Annotated in this window: 18 protein-coding genes; 4 read left to right on the top strand and 14 right to left on the bottom strand. The window is 61.1% G+C overall.

Annotated features, from left to right (window positions below; all coding sequences use genetic code 11):
• The first annotated feature begins 166 nt into the window (after positions 1-166).
• Positions 167-1,768 (top strand): M10 family metallopeptidase C-terminal domain-containing protein, encoded by a 1,602-nt coding sequence (locus tag HBO24_RS13190; RefSeq protein WP_262153308.1) that lies wholly within the window; start codon positions 167-169, stop codon positions 1,766-1,768.
• 23 nt (positions 1,769-1,791) lie between these two features.
• On the opposite strand, the gene HBO24_RS13185 is transcribed toward HBO24_RS13190, so the two are convergent.
• The 9 genes from HBO24_RS13185 to gcl all read right to left on the bottom strand — a co-directional run bounded on the left by HBO24_RS13185 (position 1,792) and on the right by gcl (position 12,477).
• Positions 1,792-2,988 carry an MFS transporter gene (locus HBO24_RS13185; protein ID WP_057438842.1) on the bottom strand — a complete coding sequence of 399 codons (1,197 nt, stop codon included), beginning with the start codon at positions 2,986-2,988 and terminating at the stop codon, positions 1,792-1,794.
• A gap of 230 nt (positions 2,989-3,218) precedes the next feature.
• Positions 3,219-4,223, bottom strand: coding sequence for a sulfate ABC transporter substrate-binding protein (locus HBO24_RS13180; RefSeq protein WP_057438843.1), 1,005 nt, complete (start codon positions 4,221-4,223; stop codon positions 3,219-3,221).
• Positions 4,224-4,316: 93 nt separating this feature from the next.
• Positions 4,317-5,141, bottom strand: coding sequence for an ion transporter (locus tag HBO24_RS13175; protein ID WP_057438844.1), 825 nt, complete (start codon positions 5,139-5,141; stop codon positions 4,317-4,319).
• A gap of 31 nt (positions 5,142-5,172) precedes the next feature.
• Positions 5,173-6,048 carry an urea transporter gene (locus tag HBO24_RS13170; RefSeq protein ID WP_169876543.1) on the bottom strand — a complete coding sequence of 292 codons (876 nt, stop codon included), beginning with the start codon at positions 6,046-6,048 and terminating at the stop codon, positions 5,173-5,175.
• A 119-nt stretch (positions 6,049-6,167) separates the two neighbouring features.
• Positions 6,168-7,583, bottom strand: a complete 1,416-nt coding sequence (gene pyk, locus HBO24_RS13165; protein ID WP_057958973.1) for a pyruvate kinase — start codon at positions 7,581-7,583, stop codon at positions 6,168-6,170.
• Positions 7,573-8,853 (bottom strand): glycerate kinase, encoded by a 1,281-nt coding sequence (locus tag HBO24_RS13160; RefSeq protein ID WP_120732266.1) that lies wholly within the window; start codon positions 8,851-8,853, stop codon positions 7,573-7,575. The genes pyk and HBO24_RS13160 overlap by 11 nt, the downstream gene beginning before the upstream one ends.
• A 107-nt stretch (positions 8,854-8,960) precedes the next feature.
• Positions 8,961-9,851 (bottom strand): 2-hydroxy-3-oxopropionate reductase, encoded by an 891-nt coding sequence (locus HBO24_RS13155; RefSeq protein WP_057958974.1) that lies wholly within the window; start codon positions 9,849-9,851, stop codon positions 8,961-8,963.
• Positions 9,852-9,908: 57 nt separating this feature from the next.
• Positions 9,909-10,691 (bottom strand): hydroxypyruvate isomerase, encoded by a 783-nt coding sequence (gene hyi, locus HBO24_RS13150; RefSeq protein WP_170045843.1) that lies wholly within the window; start codon positions 10,689-10,691, stop codon positions 9,909-9,911.
• A 10-nt stretch (positions 10,692-10,701) separates the two neighbouring features.
• Positions 10,702-12,477, bottom strand: coding sequence for a glyoxylate carboligase (gene gcl / locus HBO24_RS13145; protein ID WP_057438849.1), 1,776 nt, complete (start codon positions 12,475-12,477; stop codon positions 10,702-10,704).
• A gap of 268 nt (positions 12,478-12,745) precedes the next feature.
• On the opposite strand from gcl, the gene HBO24_RS13140 reads away from it, so the two are divergent.
• Complete coding sequence (locus tag HBO24_RS13140) at positions 12,746-13,186, top strand: heme-binding protein (RefSeq protein WP_057438850.1); 441 nt, start codon at positions 12,746-12,748, stop codon at positions 13,184-13,186.
• 112 nt (positions 13,187-13,298) lie between these two features.
• On the opposite strand, the gene HBO24_RS13135 is transcribed toward HBO24_RS13140, so the two are convergent.
• Complete coding sequence (locus HBO24_RS13135) at positions 13,299-13,757, bottom strand: transposase (protein WP_170059858.1); 459 nt, start codon at positions 13,755-13,757, stop codon at positions 13,299-13,301.
• 204 nt (positions 13,758-13,961) lie between these two features.
• On the bottom strand, positions 13,962-14,567 hold the full coding sequence (locus HBO24_RS13130) for a TetR/AcrR family transcriptional regulator (RefSeq protein ID WP_057438851.1): 606 nt from the start codon (positions 14,565-14,567) through the stop codon (positions 13,962-13,964).
• 134 nt (positions 14,568-14,701) lie between these two features.
• Between HBO24_RS13130 and HBO24_RS13125 the strand changes: the two genes are divergently transcribed.
• Positions 14,702-15,616: a DUF808 domain-containing protein gene (locus HBO24_RS13125; protein WP_170059857.1), complete on the top strand. Its 915-nt coding sequence runs from the start codon at positions 14,702-14,704 to the stop codon at positions 15,614-15,616.
• A 3-nt stretch (positions 15,617-15,619) separates the two neighbouring features.
• Here the strand turns inward: HBO24_RS13125 and HBO24_RS29360 are convergent, their stop codons facing one another.
• From HBO24_RS29360 to HBO24_RS13110, 3 genes are all read right to left on the bottom strand, one after another.
• The gene (locus HBO24_RS29360) at positions 15,620-16,162 is read right to left on the bottom strand and encodes a hypothetical protein (RefSeq protein WP_178124556.1); all 543 of its coding nucleotides are present in this window, start codon (positions 16,160-16,162) and stop codon (positions 15,620-15,622) included.
• A gap of 117 nt (positions 16,163-16,279) precedes the next feature.
• Positions 16,280-17,068, bottom strand: a complete 789-nt coding sequence (locus HBO24_RS13115) for a VacJ family lipoprotein (protein ID WP_057958978.1) — start codon at positions 17,066-17,068, stop codon at positions 16,280-16,282.
• Entirely contained in the window at positions 17,061-18,359 is a 1,299-nt protein-coding gene (locus tag HBO24_RS13110) for a serine/threonine protein kinase (protein WP_057438855.1), read from the bottom strand. The genes HBO24_RS13115 and HBO24_RS13110 overlap by 8 nt, the downstream gene beginning before the upstream one ends.
• Before the next feature lie 235 nt (positions 18,360-18,594).
• Here HBO24_RS13110 and HBO24_RS13105 point away from each other — a divergent pair, with 235 nt between their 5' ends.
• A complete protein-coding gene (locus HBO24_RS13105; protein WP_115127692.1) occupies positions 18,595-18,963 on the top strand; it encodes a hypothetical protein in 369 nt (122 codons plus the stop codon).
• Positions 18,964-19,078: the final 115 nt, after the last annotated feature.

The raw sequence follows: 19,078 nt of genomic DNA, 5'->3' as shown, positions 1-19,078 counted from the left end.
CAAGGGCCATCAGCAAGTTGAATGGGCTTTTTCAAGACGGCATAACCCTTGGGGATTGTAAGGATCCATGTGTTTTGTCAGTAAACCGAACAAGCGGCCAAAGCGTTTCAATAAGACTCAAAGCCCCGGTGGCGGGGCGATTTCCTGCATGAAAGATTAGGCACGGATGACGGGGACCGAGACGGCTTTCTGCGATGAAAGGCGGCGCAGTTGGACCCTGATATCCCAGTTATTAATCGAATCGGAGATCGCCATGAGTCAAATCAACAACACTGCTGCTCATCCTGGCTGCTGTCCTGAAGGCATGCACGGGCCGTCCAGGGAACCCATGTCTGCCCGTGGGAAACGCTCCCTCAGTACTGATCAGGTTGCCGGGCATCTTACGCGCAGCGGTACGCGTTTTAACGATCGGGACGGGGACGGCAAGACGCAGGTTTCCTACAAGCTCCAGGGGTTCACCGAGCAGCAGAAAACCTGTGCTCGCCGGGCCATGGAGGCTTGGCAAGACGTGGCCAACATCAGTTTTCATGAGAACGCCCGCAAGACGGATGGATCTATAGAGGTGTCCGGCTCTCATCGCATGGAAAGTGGCGTGGCATGGGGGCCGACACGGCACAATCCCGCGGCGAAAGCCACGATCGGTACACGGCGTGCCTCACATGCGCCCAAGGAGGGGAGTTACTTCCACACCACGATGGTTCACGAGATAGGCCATTGCCTGGGGCTGGCGCATCCCGGTGACTACAACGGTGGCGGATCGTACGAGCGGGATGCGAAGTTTGCGCAGGACACCCGGGCCGGTACGATCATGAGTTATTGGGCAGAGCACAAGAACGCGGGTCATGACTTCAAGGGGCGGATGCCCTCGGCGCCCATGATGTATGACATCGCGGCGGTTCAGCGTCTTTATGGTGCCAACCACACTACCCGCAACACAGACACGACCTATGGGTTCAACTCCAATACCGGGCGTGACGTACTGAGCATCAAGAGCGCTGCGGATTCAGCGGTTTTTTGTGTCTGGGACGGCGGCGGTAATGACACCCTGGATTTCTCCGGCTATTCCCGGGACCAAAACATCAACCTCAATGCGCAATCATTCTCGGACGTCGGGGGAATGAAAGGTAATGTTTCCATCGCCAAGGGCGTGACCCTGGAAAATGCCGTCGGCGGTGCAGGCAATGATGTGCTGACCGGCAATGATGCAGACAATCGCCTCAAGGGGGGCAGGGGGGCAGACAAGCTGCGCGGAGGCGGCGGGGCGGACATCTTCGTCTACGACAAGGCCAGTGAATCCACGCCGCAGAACCCCGACCTGATCGAGGATTTCACCAGCGGCACCGACAAAGTCGACGTTTCTGGCGCCTTGAGAGAAGCCGGTATCAAACACCTCAACTTCTCCAGTCAATTCAATGGGCAGCCAGGCAATGCCGTGCTGGGTTATGACGCGCGTACAGGGCGTGGCAGTCTGGCGATTGATATGAACGGTAGCGGCAAACCTGACTTGCTGTTGACCACTGCCGGTAAAATCCAAGCCACCGATATCGTGACGGGAGGACCGACGCCAACCCCCGGACCCGTCCCCTTACCCACCCCGGCGCCAACCCCTGTGCCGCCCCCGACTCCGACCCCACCGCCTATGCCGGCACCCGCTCCCGCTGAATCCCTACTCGCGATCTTGACGAGTGTGCTCCAGAGTACCCTCATGCTGTTGCAGGGGCTCATTCGGTTATTTGACAAGGGCCAGGCAGGGCAAGGGCATCGGTAGGTGAGGGTTGGCACCTGATGGGTTCAGGCTCTTACGGTCGACGCGCCCCTGGACACACTCAAGAAGCGCAGCAAGGCCACCAACGGGAACGCGCTACCCACCAGGATCACCCCAAGCCAGCCGCCGTGTTCATACACACTGCTGGCAATCGCCGAGCCAAAGGCGCCACCGATGAAGATGCTGGTCATGTACAGCGCGTTCAAGCGGCTGCGGCTGTGGGCGTCGAGGGCATAGATGGTGCGCTGGCCGAGGACCATATTCATCTGCACGCAGAAGTCCAGGACCACGCCCGTGACCATCAAGCCGATGACACTGTAGGCCGGATGTACCAGCGCCGGTAGAAAACTCAGGGCCGCCAGCAACATGGCCAGCAACGAAGCGCGGTGGGTATGGCCGGCGTCTGCCAGGCGCCCACTGATCGGTGCTGCGATGGCGCCGAGGGCACCGACCAGGGCAAACAGGGCGATCTGGCTCTGGCTCAAGCCGTGGTTGCGTGAGAGTTCCAGGGGCACGGCGGTCCAGAACAGGCTGAAGGCAGCGAACAGGCAACCCTGGTAGAACGCCCGTTGGCGCAGCAACGGTTGCTCGCGCAGCAGGGTGGCCAACGAGCGCAACAACTGGCCATAGCTGGCACTGTGGTCCGGCTGGCGTTTGGGTACGGTCAACAACAGCACCACGCTGATAATGGCCATCATCGCGGCTGCGGCCATGAACATCGCCCGCCAGCCGAAGTGGTCCGCCACCAGGCTGGACACCGGCCGTGCCAGCAGGATGCCCAGCAACAGGCCACCCATGATGCTGCCCACCACCCGGCCACGGGACTCGGCAGGTGCCAAGTGCGCGGCCAGGGGAATCAGGATCTGCACTGATACCGAGCTGAAGCCAATCAGCAACGACACCAACAGGAACAGGTTCGGTTCTTTGGTGAAGGCTGCACCCAACAGGCTGGCGATGGCGACCACGGTGGTGATGATCATCAGCCGACGGTTTTCCAGCAGGTCGCCCAGCGGCACCAGGAAGAATAGGCCCAGGGCATAGCCAATCTGGGTCAGGGACACGATCAGGCTGGCCATGGCGGGTGTCAGGCCGATGTCCGGGGCAATCAACTCAATGATCGGTTGTGCGTAGTAGATGTTGGCGACGATGGCGCCGCAGCAGAACGCAAACAGCAGCACCATGCCACGGGTCATGGTGGCGGTAGCGGGTGAGGTAGCGGTCATGGTGTTCTCGTTAAAACGGGGAAGGATGGCGTGAAGGTTAAAGGGTAGGCGAGGGAGGGGGTAAAGTGTTACTGATGATTTCAGTCATGCCTGGCATTAATGCCTTGCGCAGAACCTAATGTGGGAGCGGGCTCGCCCGCGATGGCGGCGTGTCAGGTTAGAAATACCTGGCTGATACACCGCTATCGCGGGCAAGCCCGCTCCCACATTTTTTGAACGAGTTTTGTCAGTTATTGACCGTTGTAGATCTGGTCGAAGACCCCGCCATCATTGAAGTGGGTTTTCTGCACGGTGCGCCAGTCGCCAAAAGTCTTCTCTACCGAGAGGAAGTCAACTTTCGGGAAACGGTCGGTGTATTTGGCCAGCACCGCTGGGTCACGTGGACGCAGGTAGTTGTTGGCGGCAATTTCCTGGCCTTCGGCCGACCACAGGTATTTCAGGTAGTCATCGGCCACCGCACGGGTGCCTTTCTTCTCGACCACTTTGTCGACCACCGACACCGGCGGCTCGGCTTCAGCGGAAACGCTTGGGTAAACCACTTCGAACTGATCGCGGCCGAACTCACGGGCAATCATTTCCGCTTCGTTTTCAAAGGTCACCAGCACGTCGCCGATCTGGTTGGTCATGAACGTGGTGGTCGCGGCACGGCCACCGGTATCGAGCACCGGTGCCTGCTTGAACAGCTTGCCGACAAAGTCCTTGGCCTTGTTTTCATCGCCGCCGTTCTTCAGCACATAGCCCCAGGCCGACAGGTAGGTGTAGCGCCCGTTACCGGAAGTCTTGGGGTTGGGCACGATCACCTGTACGCCATCCTTGAGCAGGTCCGGCCAGTCTTTCAGGGCCTTGGGGTTGCCCTTGCGTACGATAAATACGGTGGCGGAAGTGAATGGCGCGCTGTTGTTCGGCAGGCGGGTGACCCAGTTGTCGGGCACCAGTTTGCCGTTGTCCGCCAGGGCGTTGATGTCGGTGGCCATGTTCATGGTGATCACGTCAGCCGGCAGGCCGTCGATGACCGAGCGCGCCTGTTTGCTGGAACCGCCGAAGGACATCTGCAAGGTCAGCTTGTCGTTCGGGTGTTCGGCTTGCCAGTGCTTCTGGAACGCGGCGTTGTAGTCCTTGTAGAAGTCACGCATCACGTCATACGAGACGTTGAGCAGGGTGGTCGAGGCGGCCTGGGCGCCAATAGACAGTGCAAGGCCGGCGGCCAGGAGCGAAGCGCTAACGAGTTTTTTCACTGCTCATTCCTTGTTGTTCGCGAAGGTGGTGGCTTATAGCCCACGACTATAGCCGCGGTGGCATAGACGCTTAAAGATTAAAAAGTACTTTGCTTATTCCACTTTTTTATAGAGCCCGTTGCCGCAGCGCGAACAGAAGGCCGCGTTGGGTTCGTGGCTGCTTTTCTTGCACACCGGGCAGTCGTGTTGCAATTGCTCGCCGCGCATGGCGTTGGCCAGTTCGGCGGTAAAGATCCCGGTGGGCACGGCGATGATCGAGTAGCCGGTGATCATCACCAGCGACGAGATCACCTGGCCCAGCGGGGTCTTGGGCACGATGTCGCCAAAACCCACGGTGGTCAGGGTCACGATGGCCCAGTAGATGCCCTTGGGGATGCTGGTAAAGCCATGCTCCGGGCCCTCGATCACGTACATCAGGGTGCCGAACACCGTCACCAGGGTGCAGACGCTGACCAGGAACACCACGATCTTTTGCTTGCTGCCGCGCAGCGCCGACATCAGGTAGTTGGCTTGCTTGAGGTACGGGCTGAGCTTGAGCACCCGGAAGATCCGCAACATGCGGATGATGCGGATAATCAGCAGGTACTGGGCGTCGCTGTAGTACAGGGCGAGGATGCCGGGGACGATGGCCAGCAAGTCCACCAGCCCGTAGAAACTGAAGGCATAGCGCAATGGCTTGGGCGAGCAATACAGGCGCAGGCCGTACTCGATGGCGAAGATCAGCGTGAAGCCCCACTCGATATAGGCCAGCACATCGGCGTAGTTCTGGTGCACGACGTCGATGCTGTCGAGCATCACGATCACTATGCTGGCGAGGATGATCAGCAACAGGATGCCGTCGAAGCGCCGCCCGGCCGCCGTGTCGCTCTGGAAAACCATGACGTAGAGCCGCTGGCGCCAGTCGTTGTTACTGTCCATGAAGTCCGCCTGAATCGAAGATCTGCGAAGCCTAGGGGGATTCGAACGGGCTGTCCATGTTGGACCGGTGCCGCAGACGCAGGGTGGCGCGCACCAGCCAGCAGGCGAGGATAAACGGCGCAGTCAGCGGTGCCAGGTGCAGGCCGGCGAAGCCTGGGGCAAGCAGGCATGCCAGGAGGATGCCGAGCAGGGGCAGCCAGGGTTGGCGCCGGTACTGGCTGAGGGCCAGGGCGGCAAGCGCCGGGTTATAGCTGTGCAGGCCGAGCAGGGCGCCAGCGCGGTCGTCGAGCAGCAGGCCGAGTGCCATGCCGCTGCAGGCGCCCACCACGGCCCACAGCGCTGCGCGAGGGCTGGCCAGCAGCAGGCCAAGGGCGATCAGCACGCCGGCCAGTGGTTGATCCAGCAGCACGATCTGCCCCAGGCCGATCAGCGGAGCGCTTAGCCAGTCCAGGGGGGCCGGCGTAGTGATAGGCAGCGCGGCAGGTGCGACCGTGCCGAGCAACAGCCAGCCTAACCCGACGAAGGGCACGGTATAGGCAGGCAAGTCATCGCCATGGCCCGTGCGCTTGACCCATTGCCGGGTCAGGATCGCACTCAGGCCGCCGCAGGCCAGGATCAACGGCGGCAGCAAGGCCGACCAGGCGAAATGCTGGCTGATCAGTAATCCCAGCAACACACCGTTGTAGCTATAGAGCCCGGCCTGGCGCTCGGCCTTGGGATAGTCGCGGCGCTGGGCCGTGAGCAGGCCGGCGACCCCGCCCAGCAGCGCACCGCCGAGCAGGGCCGGGGCGCAGGTGAGGATCGCCAGCAGGCAGAGCAGGCCACACAGCGGGTGGCGTTGCAGGAATATCTGGCTGAAGCCGTTGAGCAGAGCTTCGGCCCAGTCGGGGCAGGTTGGGTTGGGCATGGTGAGGGAGTCAGGGAGACCGAGTTGCCCTTATCGCAGGCAAGCCCGCTCCCACATTTGATTGGCGAACCCAATCAAATGTGGGGGCGGGCTTGCTCGCGATAAGGCCCGAACAGACGCTAGATCAACGTCTCAATGCGCAGCGAGTTGGTCGACCCCGGTTGCCCAAACGGCACCCCCGCCGTGATCAACAAGGTATCCCCACGCTGTGCCATGCCTTGGGCCTGGGCGATTTCCAGTGCGGTGGAACACACCTCGTCCACCTGCCTCAAGCGGTCATTGACCACCGAATGCACACCCCAGGCCACGCTCAAGCGGCGCGCAGTGGACAGGTTGGGCGTGAGGTTGAGGATCGGCACCGCCGGGCGCTCCCGTGCTGCACGCAGGCTGGAGCTGCCCGACTCGCTGTAGTTCACCAGCACCGCCACCGGCAGGATGCTGCTGATCCGACGGATCGCGCAGCTGATGGCGTCGGACACCGTGGCATCGGCCTTGGGCCGGCTTACATCCAGTTGGGTCTGGTAGTCCGGGCCGTTCTCCACCTGGCGGATGATCTTGCTCATCATCTGCACCGCTTCCAACGGGTATTCGCCGGACGCGGTTTCGGCCGACAGCATCACCGCATCGGCGCCTTCGGCCACGGCATTGGCCACGTCGGTGACTTCGGCGCGGGTGGGGGCCGGCGAGAAGCGCATGGACTCGAGCATCTGTGTGGCCACCACCACCGGTTTGCCCAGCTGGCGGCAGGTGCTGATGATGTCTTTCTGGATTTGCGGCACGCTTTCGGCCGGCACTTCCACGCCCAGGTCCCCTCTGGCGACCATGATCGCATCGCTCAACTCGGCGATTTCCTGCAGGTAGCGCACCGCCGAGGGTTTTTCGATCTTCGCCATCAAGAACGCCTTGTCACCGATCAGCTCGCGGGCTTCGCGGATATCTTCGGGGCGTTGCACAAACGACAGCGCCACCCAGTCCACGCCCAGCTCCAGGCCGAAGCTCAGGTCGCGGCGGTCCTTGGCGGTCAGTGGGCTGAGTTCCAACAAGGCTTGTGGGACGTTCACCCCTTTACGGTCGGACAGTTCGCCGCCATTCAACACTGTGGTGTCGATCGCGTCGGCATGCTTGGTAATCACCCGCAGGCGCAGCTTGCCGTCATCCAGCAAAAGGTCCATGCCCGGCTCCAGGGCCTTGATGATTTCCGGGTGGGGCAGGTTGACCCGGCGCTGATCGCCCGGTGTCGGGTCAAGGTCCAGGCGCAAGGCCTGGCCACGCACCAGTTGCACCTTGCCTTCGGCGAAACGCCCGACCCGCAGCTTGGGCCCTTGCAGGTCCATCAGGATCCCCAGGGGGTAATTGAGCTGGCGTTCAACCTGGCGGATCCATTGGTAGCGCTGGGCATGGTCGGCGTGCTCGCCATGGCTGAAGTTCAGGCGAAAGATGTTCACCCCGGCTTCCACCAGCTCGCGGATGTCATCAATACCGTCGGTGGCCGGCCCCAGGGTGGCGAGGATTTTGACCTTCTTGTCAGGCGTCATGGGCAGCAGTCTCAAGTATCAAAATGGCGCGGAAGTCGTTGACGTTGGTACGGGTCGGCTCGGTGACGATCAACGCGTCGAGTGCCGCGAAATAGCCGTAGCCATTGTTGTTATCCAGCTCATCGCTGGCCGACAGGCCCAGGGCCTCGGCGCGGGCGTAGCTGGTGGGGGTCATGATTGCCCCGGCGTTGTCTTCGGAGCCGTCGATGCCGTCGGTGTCACCGGCCAGGGCGTAGACGCCGGGCAGGCCCTTGAGGCTGTCGGTCAGGCTCAGCAGGAATTCGGCGTTGCGTCCGCCACGGCCATTGCCGCGCACGGTCACGGTGGTCTCGCCGCCGGACAGGATCACGCAGGGCGCCGCCAGTGGCTGGCCGTGCTGCACGATTTGCCGGGCAATGCCGGCGTGGACCTTGGCCACGTCCCGCGCTTCGCCTTCCAGATCACCGAGGATCAGTGGGCTGAAACCGGCCTGGCGCACTTTTACCGCCACCGCTTCGAGGGATTGCTGCGGCCGTGCGATCAATTGGAAATGGCTGCGCGCCAGGCACGGGTCGCCGGGTTTGACCGTCTCTGATTCCGGGTTCTGCAACCAGCTGCGCACCGAGGCCGGCACTTCGATCTGGTAACGCTTGAGAATCGCCAGCGCCTGTTGCGAGGTGCTCGGGTCGCCTACGGTCGGGCCGGAGGCAATCACCGTGGCCTGGTCGCCCGGCACATCGGAAATCGCGTAGGTGTAGACCGTGGCCGGCCAGGCGGCCTTGGCCAGGCGCCCACCCTTGATCGCCGAGAGGTGCTTGCGCACGCAATTCATCTCGCCGATGGTCGCGCCGGATTTGAGCAGGGCTTTGTTGATGGCTTGTTTGTCGGCCAGGGTGATACCCGCTGCCGGCAACGCCAACAGGGCTGAACCGCCGCCAGACAGCAGGAAGATCACCCGGTCGTCTTCGCCCAGGTTGCTGATCAGCGCCAGCACACGCTTGGCCACGGCCTGGCCGGCGGCATCCGGCACGGGGTGCGCTGCTTCGACCACTTCGATTTTTTGGCAGGGTGCGCCGTGGCCGTAGCGTGTGACCACCAGGCCCGAAACCTCGCCCTGCCAGCTGTTTTCCACGACCAGGGCCATGGCGGCTGCGGCTTTGCCCGCGCCGATCACGATCACCCGGCCGCTGCGGTCGGCGGGCAGATAAGGTTCGAGGACTTGCCGGGGGTGGGCAGCGTCGATGGCTGTGGCAAACAGCTCGCGAAGCAGGTGTTGCGGATCGACCGACATAAGCGGGCTCCCGGATTCTTGTTATTGGGTTTGAGGCGTGGAATGAGGGCCAAATGTGGGAGCAGGCAAACCAGCTCCCACCAGGGATTGCATTCCGAGAGGGGAGGTTACTTATCGCGAATCGAGAAATTCGCCATATGCTCCAACCCCTTGATCAGCGCCGAATGGTCCCAGTTGCCGCCGCCAATCGCGGTGCAGGTACTGAACACTTGCTGGGTACCGGCGGTGTTGGGCAGGTTGATCCCCAGCTCCTTGGCGCCGGCCAGGGCCAGGTTCAAATCCTTCTGGTGCAGGTTGATACGGAAACCCGGATCGAAGGTGCCCTTGATCATCCGCTCGCCATGCACTTCGAGGATCTTCGACGAGGCGAAGCCACCCATCAGCGCTTCGCGGACCTTGGCCGGATCTGCACCGTTCTTTGCGGCGAACAGCAGTGCTTCGGCCACCGCCTGGATGTTCAGCGCCACGATGATCTGGTTTGCCACCTTGGCGGTCTGGCCATCGCCATTGCCGCCCACCAGGGTGATGTTCTTGCCCATGCTCTGGAACAGCGCCAGGGCGCGTTCGAACGTTTGCGGCTCGCCGCCGACCATGATGCTCAGGGTCGCGGCCTTGGCACCGACTTCACCGCCCGACACTGGGGCGTCGAGGTACTGCGCGCCGGTGGCGTTGATCTTTGCGGCAAAGGCCTTGGTGGCGGTGGGTGAGATCGAACTCATGTCGATCACCACTTTGTTCGGCGACAGGCCTGCGGCAACACCGTCGGCGCGGAACAGCACGTCATCGACCTGGGGGGTATCGGGCACCATGACGATGATGAACTCCGCTTCCTGGGCCACTTGCTGCGGGTTGGCCAGGGCCACGGCACCGGCGGCGATCAACTCGGCGGGCGCCTTGCCGTGGTGCTCGGAGAGGAACAGTTGGTGACCTGCTTTCTGCAGGTTCGCGGCCATGGGTTGGCCCATGATGCCGGTGCCGATAAAGCCGATTTTAGCCATGATGAAATCCTCTTTTTATTAGTTGTGCAGGTCTGGCACTGCCCCCTGTGGGGTTGCTCAGATGGCGTTATGGCTCTTGAGCCAACCCAGGCCAGCCTCGGTGGTGGTCAACGGCTTGTACTCACAGCCGACCCACCCCTGATAGCCAATGCGATCCAGATGCTCGAACAGGAACCGGTAGTTGATCTCCCCGGTGCCTGGCTCGTTGCGCCCCGGGTTGTCCGCCAGCTGGATATGGTTGATCTGATCCAGGTGCGTGGCCATGGTGCGCGCCAGGTCGCCTTCCATGATTTGCATGTGATAGATGTCGTACTGCAGGAACAGGTTGGCACTGCCCACCAGTTCGCGAATCGCCAGGGCCTGCGCGGTGTTGTTCAGGTAGAAGCCTGGAATGTCGCGGGTGTTGATCGCTTCCATCACCAGCTTGATCCCCACCGCCTGCAGCTTGTCGGCTGCGTACTTGAGGTTGGCGACGAAGGTTTTTTCCAGGGTGGCGTCATCCACACCGGCGGGGCGAATCCCCGCCAGACAGTTGATCTGGGTATTGCCCAGCACCTGGGCGTAGGCGATGGCCAGGTTGACCCCGGCGCGGAACTCTTCGACCCGGTCCGGGTGGCAAGCCAGGCCGCGCTCGCCGTTGGCCCAGTCACCGGCCGGCAGGTTGAACAGCACTTGGGTCAAGCCGTGGGCGTCGAGTTGTGCCTTGATTTCGGCGGAGCTGAACTCGTAGGGGAACAGGTATTCCACCCCACTGAAGCCGGCATCGGCGGCGGCTTTGAAGCGGGCGAGAAAGTCCTGTTCGGTAAACAGCATGGACAGGTTGGCGGCAAAACGCGGCATGGGGTTCTCCTTAATCGAGCAATGAAATGGCAGTCGGTGCGTCGTTGCCCACCAGTGCCAGATCTTCGAATTCGTTGACGGCGTTGATCTCGGTGCCCATGGAAATATTGGTCACGCGCTCCAGAATAATCTCGACAATCACCGGCACCTTGAACTCTTCGATCATTTCCTGGGCCTTGCGCAGCGCGGGCTGGATCTGGCCCGGCTCGAACACACGCAGGGCCTTGCAACCCAGGCCTTCGGCGACGGCAACGTGGTCGACGCCATAACCGTTAAGTTCCGGGGCGTTGAGGTTGTCGAAAGACAACTGCACACAGTAGTCCATTTCAAACCCGCGCTGGGCCTGGCGGATCAGTCCCAGGTAGGAGTTGTTTACCACCACGTGGATGTACGGCAGCTTGAACTGCGCACCCACGGCCAGCTCTTCGATCATGAACTGGAAGTCATAGTCGCCGGACAGCGCCACCACCTTGCGGCTCGGGTCGGCCTTGACCACGCCCAGTGCGGCCGGAATGGTCCAGCCCAATGGGCCGGCCTGGCCGCAGTTGATCCAGTGGCGCGGCTTGTAGACGTGCAGGAACTGCGCACCGGCAATCTGCGACAGGCCGATGGTGCTGACGTAGCAGGTGTCTTTGCCGAACACCTGGTTCATCTCTTCGTACACCCGTTGCGGCTTGACCGGGACGTTGTCGAAGTGGGTCTTGCGGTGCAGGGTGGCTTTGCGCTGCTGGCAATCATGCAACCAGGCGCTGCGGTCCTTGAGCTTGCCGGCGGCTTTCCACTCGCGGGCCACTTCGATAAACATCGTCAGCGCGGCACCGGCGTCGGACACGATGCCCAGGTCCGGGGTGAACACACGGCCGATTTGCGTCGGCTCGATGTCAACGTGAATGAACTTGCGACCTTCGGTATACACCTCCACCGAGCCGGTGTGACGGTTGGCCCAGCGGTTGCCGACGCCCAATACCACGTCGGACTTGAGCATCGTAGCGTTGCCATAACGGTGCGAGGTTTGCAGGCCGACCATGCCCACCATCAGCGGGTGATCGTCGGGGATGGTGCCCCAGCCCATCAGCGTCGGGATCACTGGGATACCGGTCAGTTCGGCAAATTCCACCAACAGCTCGCTGGCGTCGGCATTGATCACGCCGCCACCGCTGACCAGCAGCGGGCGTTCAGCCTGGTCGAGCATGGCCAGGGCTTTCTCGACCTGGATGCGTGTGGCCAGTGGCTTGGCCAACGGCAGTGGCTGGTAGGCGTCGATGTCGAACTCGATCTCGGCCATCTGCACGTCGAACGGCAAGTCGATCAGCACCGGGCCGGGGCGCCCGGAGCGCATTTCATAGAAGGCTTTCTGGAACGCATATGGCACTTGGCCAGGCTCGAGCACGGTGGTCGCCCACTTGGTCACTGGCTTGACGATGCTGGTGATGTCCACGGCCTGGAAGTCTTCCTTGTGCATGCGGGCACGGGGCGCTTGCCCGGTGATGCACAGGATCGGGATCGAGTCGGCCGAGGCGCTGTACAGGCCGGTGACCATGTCAGTGCCCGCCGGGCCCGAAGTGCCGATGCACACGCCGATATTGCCGGCCTTGGTGCGGGTATACCCCTCGGCCATGTGCGAAGCGCCTTCCACGTGGCGAGCGAGGACGTGATCGATGCCGCCGACCTTTTGCAGGGCCGAATACAACGGGTTGATCGCGGCGCCTGGGATACCGAAGGCGGTGTCTACACCCTCACGGCGCATCACCAGAACGGCGGCTTCGATTGCTCTCATTTTGCTCATGGTTTTGGTGCCTCTTGCGTTTTGTAATTGTATACAAGTGGTGTTGCTTCAAAGTGTATTCACGGCGAGCGGCGCAGGTCAATCCATTTTATTCTCGCGCCTGTGCATTCGTCGGAAGGCTTTTTAGCGGGATTATTTCGACGTATGGTGCGTATGTTTCGAAATATTGTATACAAAAAATAAATCTATTGTGTTCTATTTGTTGCATCCGGCTTCTGATCAGTCAGAGCCCAAAGGCTTTCTCAATAACAAGATAAGGACGGCACCCATGAGCGCTCTAACCTTGAAAGTCGCAGTCAACCTGGTCAGCCAGGCCATCACCGCTGGCCGCACCATTGCCGCTGCACCGCTGACCATCGCGGTGCTCGACAGCGGCGGGCACCTGATCACCCTGCAACGCGAAGACGGCGCCAGCCTGCTGCGCCCGCAAATCGCTATCGGCAAGGCCTGGGGCGCGATTGCCCTGGGCAAGGGCTCGCGCCTGCTGGCCCTGGATGCCCAGCAACGCCCGGCATTTATCGCCGCGCTGAACAGCCTGGGGCAGGGCGGCGTGGTGCCGGCGCCGGGCGGCGTGTTGATCCGGGACCCGGCGGGGGTGGTGCTGGGGGCGATCGGGATCAGTGGGGATACGTCGGATATTGATGAGCAGTGCGCGATCAGCGCGATTGAAGGGGTGGGGTTGTTGGCGGATGCGGGGGTGAGTGCTTGATTTCTCGGGGCTTGTAAGAACCTCATCGCGAGCAAGCCCGCGTTTTGACCTGTGAACACGGTCAAAATGTGGGAGCGGGCTTGCTCGCGATAGGGGCGACTCGGTCTTAAACCTAAACCCAAATTGCATCCCACAACGGATAGTCGCCAATCCTCTCCACCAATCCCGCCCTCAATGGGTTGGCCACCACATATCTGGCCATCTTCACCAGATCATCCTCCTTGCGCAGCGCGCGATCATGAAAACTGGTTTGCCAAAGCCTTCCCTTGCGGCCAGTGGCACCATTGACTGAACGGGTGCTTTTGGATTTTACCTGGCACATCAAGTCCCCCAGGGAGCCCTTTTGCAGGTCGATCAGCCAGTGAAAGTGGTCGGGCATCACCACCCAGGCCAGAGAGTTCGCCAGCCCTTGATAGTGGGCAAGCCTGAACTGCCAGACCACCAGGCGGCCCAGGTGGAAATCGCTGAAGATCGGCACGCGCTCGTGGGTGTTGGTGGTGATTAGGTAGATGCGGTTGGTTTCGCTGAACCGGCCAATGCGTAGGCGGTGTGAGGTGGCTCGATCAGGCATTCCGTTGCCTCTCTTCAGATGGGGTCTTGAGAGGCTAGATCGGGGAGTTTGAGGCTGATGGGCAGGCTTTTGGCAGGATGTGTCTGGGAGGGCACTTTCGCGAGCAAGCCCGCTCCCACATGGGATCTTCGTTGTTCATACATTTTGTGTCTGGCACGGGACCTGTGGGAGCTGGCTTGCCTGCGATAGCCACACCACGGTCCCTCAGTCCGGCTCACACCCCTTCAACACCAACCGAATAATCGTCTGCGCCGCCGCTTCATAATCGGCCTCATCCAGCTTGGCCTTGCCGGTCACCGCTGAGATCTGCCAGTCGAAGTCGGCATAGGTCTGGGTCGCTGCCCAGATGCTGAACATCAGGTGGTTAGGGTCGATGGCGGCGATCAGGCCGCGATCGACCCAGCTCTGGATGCAGTCGATGTTGTGCTTGGCCTGGGCGTTGAGCTGCTGCACCTGCTCTGGGCTCAGGTGTGGCGCGCCGTGCATGATTTCGCTGGCGAACACTTTCGAGGCAAAGGGCAGATCGCGGGAGATGCTGATCTTCGAGCGAATATAGCTGCTCAGCACTTGCTTGGGGTCACCGTCCGGGTTGAAGGGGGTGGAGGCGGCCAGGATCGGCTCGATGATGCTTTCGAGCACCTCGCGGTAGAGGTTGTCCTTGGACTTGAAGTAGTAATAGACGTTGGGTTTGGGTAGCCCGGCCTTGGCGGCGATGTCGCTGGTTTTGGTCGCGGCGAAGCCCTTGTCGGCAAACTCCTCGCTGGCTGCCCGCAGGATCAGTTCTTTGTTGCGCTCGCGAATGGTGCTCATAGACCAGATGATTCCTTGCCAGGACAGGCGGTTGCGCATGGTAGCACCGGCGATCCGCGGGCCTCAAGAATCTGCCCGCGACGCTTTGTACCACGCTATGCTGCGAAATATCCCACATTAAGGACGTCCGATTCATGGCAGGAAGCAGCTTGTTGGTATTGATTGATGACATCGCCGCCGTCCTCGACGACGTGGCCCTGATGACAAAAATGGCCGCCAAGAAAACCGCCGGGGTGCTGGGGGATGACTTGGCGCTCAATGCCCAGCAAGTTTCCGGCGTGCGCGCCGAGCGGGAAATTCCGGTGGTGTGGGCGGTTGCCAAGGGTTCGTTTATCAACAAGCTGATCCTGGTGCCCACCGCGCTGTTGATCAGCGCCTTCGCGCCCTGGGCGGTCACCCCACTGTTAATGCTCGGCGGCGCCTATCTGTGTTTCGAGGGCTTTGAAAAGCTCGCCCATAAATTCCTCCACAGCAAGGCCGAAGATCAGGCCGAGCATGCCCAGTTGGTCGCAGCCGTGGCCGATCCGGCAACGGACCTGGTGGCCTTCGAAAAGGACAAGATCAAGGGCGCCATCCGCACCGACTTTATCCTCTCGGCCGAAATCATCGCGATCACCCTGGGCACCGTGGCGGATGCGCCGTTGATGCAGCAAGTGATCGTGCTGTCGGGCATCGCCCTGGTCATGACCATCGGCGTGTACGGCCTGGTGGCCGGTATCGTCAAGCTCGATGACCTGGGCCTGTGGATGTCGCAAAAGCCCGGCCAGTTGGTACGTGATATCGGCAACGGACTTCTGCGAACCGCACCGTACATGATGAAAAGCCTGTCGGTGATCGGCACGGCGGCAATGTTCATGGTCGGCGGTGGCATCCTCACCCACGGCGTGCCCGCGGTTCATCACTGGATTGAAAGCGTGAGCCAGAGTATCGGTGGCATCTCCTGGCTGATGCCGACCCTGCTCAATGCCGTCGCGGGGATCATCGCCGGGGCGCTGGTGCTGGCGCTGGTGTCTGTAGCGAGCAAGGCGTGGCGCGCCTTGAGGGGCTAGGCGTTACCGCAGCGCGCTGTAGCCTTTTTCGCTGAATGCCTTGAACAGCTGCGCTTCCGAGCCTGCGGAAACACTGCCGAACTGGCCAAAACCCTGTACGTGCTGATCGTTTTGCTGGGCTGGGCCCTGACGCTCCAAGTCCTCGCGGCCATCAATATAGGTTGCCACTTTGGCCAGGTTATAGGCGGCATTGGCACGTGATTCGGGGTCGCGATTGGCTGCGCTCCAATCGCCGGTTTGCTGCTTGAGCTGATTGATGAAGTTGCTTGCAAAAGGACCATCTTGTTTGAGGATGTCCTTGAGGATCGGAGTGTCCTTGAAGATTTGCCCTGCACTGCGATTGTCGCCGCGCGGTCGGCCATAGGCGCCTCTGGGGGCGTCCAGATGAGGTTTTGTTGAGGCTTGGGATTCAGCCGTCGGGGGCGCGGCGAGGGTGGGTGCCGTGAGGCTGGGCTGGGAAACCGATATCGTCATGTTTAAGTTCCACTGGAAAGTTCGAGGTGGGCAGAGTGCGGTCAGCCTGTTTTGTGTCGGGCTTATCTGCATGGGGGCCTGGACTTTAAGTGGCAGGGGCGTACGAACTGGTTCCGAGGGGTGGGCTGCTGACAGCCGAAAAAAAAGGCCATCGAGCGTTTCGATGGCCTTTTTGCACGCTGGGTAACGTTATTCGGCAATCTGCAACTTGCGCGACTCGGTATACACATACCGCACTTTTTCATACTCGAACGGCGAGTTCATCTGGCCGTAGCGAAAGCTGGTCTGGTAGCGCTTGTCTACTGCGCGCAGGGCCCAGATTTCCGGGTGGTTGGAGCTGACTTCGGACACGTTGAGGTAGTTGATCTGCGATTCGGCGGTGTAGTCGACGAGCAGGCCACCGGTGTCGCGCAGGTTCGATGGGCCGAGGATCGGCAGGATCAGGTAAGCCCCGCCCGGTACGCCGTAGAAGCCCAGGGTCTGGCCGAAGTCTTCGCTCTGGCGCGGCAGGCCCATGGCGGTGGCTGGGTCCCACAGTCCGGCGATGCCGATAGTGGTGTTGACCAACAGGCGGCCGGTGGTCTCAAGGGAGCGGTGGCCCTTGAGTTGCAGCAGGCTGTTCATCAGGTTGGGCACGTCGCCCAGGTTGTTGAAGAAGTTGCTGACGCCGGTGCGCAGGAAGCTGGGGGTGACGTAGCGATAGCCGTCGACCACGGGCAGGAATACCCATTGGTCGAAGCGGTAGTTGAAGTGGTACACCCGACGGTTCCACGACTCCAGCGGGTCATAGACGTTGAGGGCGTTGAGGGTCGAGCGCTCGAACTCACGCTGATCCAGGCCAGGGTTGAACTTGAGCTTGCTCAAGGGCTCCTTGAAGCCATCCTGGTCGATCACGGTCGGTGCATGAGCCTTGCTATTGTCCGCGTTGGCAACGCCTGCACAGAGTAAGGCGGCAAGAAGCAGGAGATGTTTAGCCACGGAAAAACTCCAGCATGGCGTCGGCGTTGACGCGGTAATTGAGGTTGCCGCAGTGGCCGCCCAGCGGGTAGACGGTCAAGCGATCGCCGAAGGTCTTGCGCAAGAAGCCCAGGTCGCCAGGGCCGAGGATCACGTCGTCGGCGTTGTGCATCACGGCGATTTTCGGGCTGTCACGCAGGTAATCCTCAAGGGCGTACAGGCTCACCTGGTCGATCAGTTGCAGCAGGCTGCCGCCGTCGGAGCGGGCGCGCCACATCGGGATCACTTGTTCGGTCAGGTAGCAGTCGAAATCACACTGCAGCGCACGCTTGAGGAACGGCGTGAGGCTGGTGCTTTCGGTGATCGGGTATTTGGGCGGGATGATCAGGCCGCGACGGTTGATCAGGTCCGAGGTAAAGGCGATATCGGCCGCCGAGAAGCGGAACGAGGTGCCGATCAGCATCGCCATCTGCTCGTTGGTCAGGTGCTCCTTGGAGTTCTGGAAGTCGTAGAGCAGGGCATCGTTCATGTCGATATAGCCCTTTTGCTGGAAGTAGCGGGTCAGCTTGTTCAACACCAGCTCATAGAAGGTGGTGCTGTTGTTGATGCCCTTGACCTCGGTTTGCACCAGCTTGTCGAGGTTGGTGATGGAGGTATAGAGGTTGACCGGCGGGTTCAGCAGCAGCACTTTCTTGAAGTTGAAGCTGCGTCGGGTTTCGTCCAGTTTGGCGACGAACGCCGCGTCCAGCGCCCCCAGGCTGTAGCCGGTGAGGTAGAAGTCGGTGACCGGCAGCGTGGCGTTTTGTGCGCGCACGGCCTGCATCACGCGGTACATGTCTTCGGCGTCTTCCTGGGTGATGCCAGGTGTGGCAAAGCGCGAGGCGGCGCTGATGAAGTCGAAGCTGGTGGGCGACGACAGTTGGACGACATGGTAGCCGGCCTTGTAGTACAGCTTTTTCAGGTATTCGTTGAGAGAGCTGTCAAAACGCGCGCCGGTGCCGGCGATCAGGAAGATCAGTGGCGCGGCGCGATCCTGTTTGGCAATGCGGTAGGTGAGCTTCTTCACCGCCCAGAAGTTGTCGGGCAGGCTGAATTCACGCTCCGGGCGCATGTTCAGGTTGTAGTCGGATTGGTTGATGTCATCAATGGATGGCAAATCCGGCCGCAAGTCCGGTGGCGTTGTGGCGATGGTCGCTTCGAACGGGTTGGTCAAAGGGTAGCCATAGCTGGCCGGGTCGACGTCGACCGCCAGTGCTGACGCACTCAAAAAAAGGCCACCCAACAGGGCAGCGCAGCGCAAGGAACGGAGCATGACTAAATCCCTAAGAGGAAACGTGCTTAATGAAGTTCGCAGGCTATGACCACCGCGTTATCGCCGAAGTGCCAGCCATCGGCACTTAATATCGGAAAAAACATAGGAATCGAGGTAATAGTGTGCAGACGATACACTTTGGCACGCTTTGATGAATAGTTATCTGTGCGCAACCCTTGCCAATGGCCCAGGGGAGATTAAGCTGGGCGCCGTTTTCGTCTATCGGAGTGCCCTTATGTCCCGTCGTTTGCCGCTGATCCTGCTGCTGTTGGCCTTGCCGTTATGGCTGGCTGCCAGTTATGGCGCCCGTTATGGGTTTATGGAGGACGGGCAGTGGGTGGGCATCTGCGTTGACCATGCCAGCCGCTGGGAGTGCCAGTTGCGGGCGAACCTGGGTTTGATGATCCACTTCAAGGTCATGGGCTGGGCGGCGCTGGTCACCTCGGTGCTGGCGTTTGTACTGCCAGGCCGTGCCGGTTGGGGTTTGGCGGTGTTGGGCCTGGCGTTCGGGATTCCGGCATTGGCGTTGTACAACACCAATTTTGCGGTGTTTGCCTTGGTGATTGCCGGGTTGCGGTTGGTCAGGGCGCCTCGGGCTGCCTGATAGGGCCAATCGCAGCATAGGTATCTACACAACTCTTTAGCTTATTGGGTTTGTGTACATATCCGTTGCTGGGGTCATGGCCACTCAGGGGGCCGCCCTGACGGCGGCTCACTTT

The sequence above is a fragment of the Pseudomonas sp. WS 5410 genome, from assembly GCF_012985645.1.
Classification (GTDB): Bacteria; Pseudomonadota; Gammaproteobacteria; order Pseudomonadales; family Pseudomonadaceae; genus Aquipseudomonas; species Aquipseudomonas shahriarae.
Note: the sequence above shows the minus strand (reverse complement) of the source record. Positions and strands in the feature narration are given on the sequence as shown.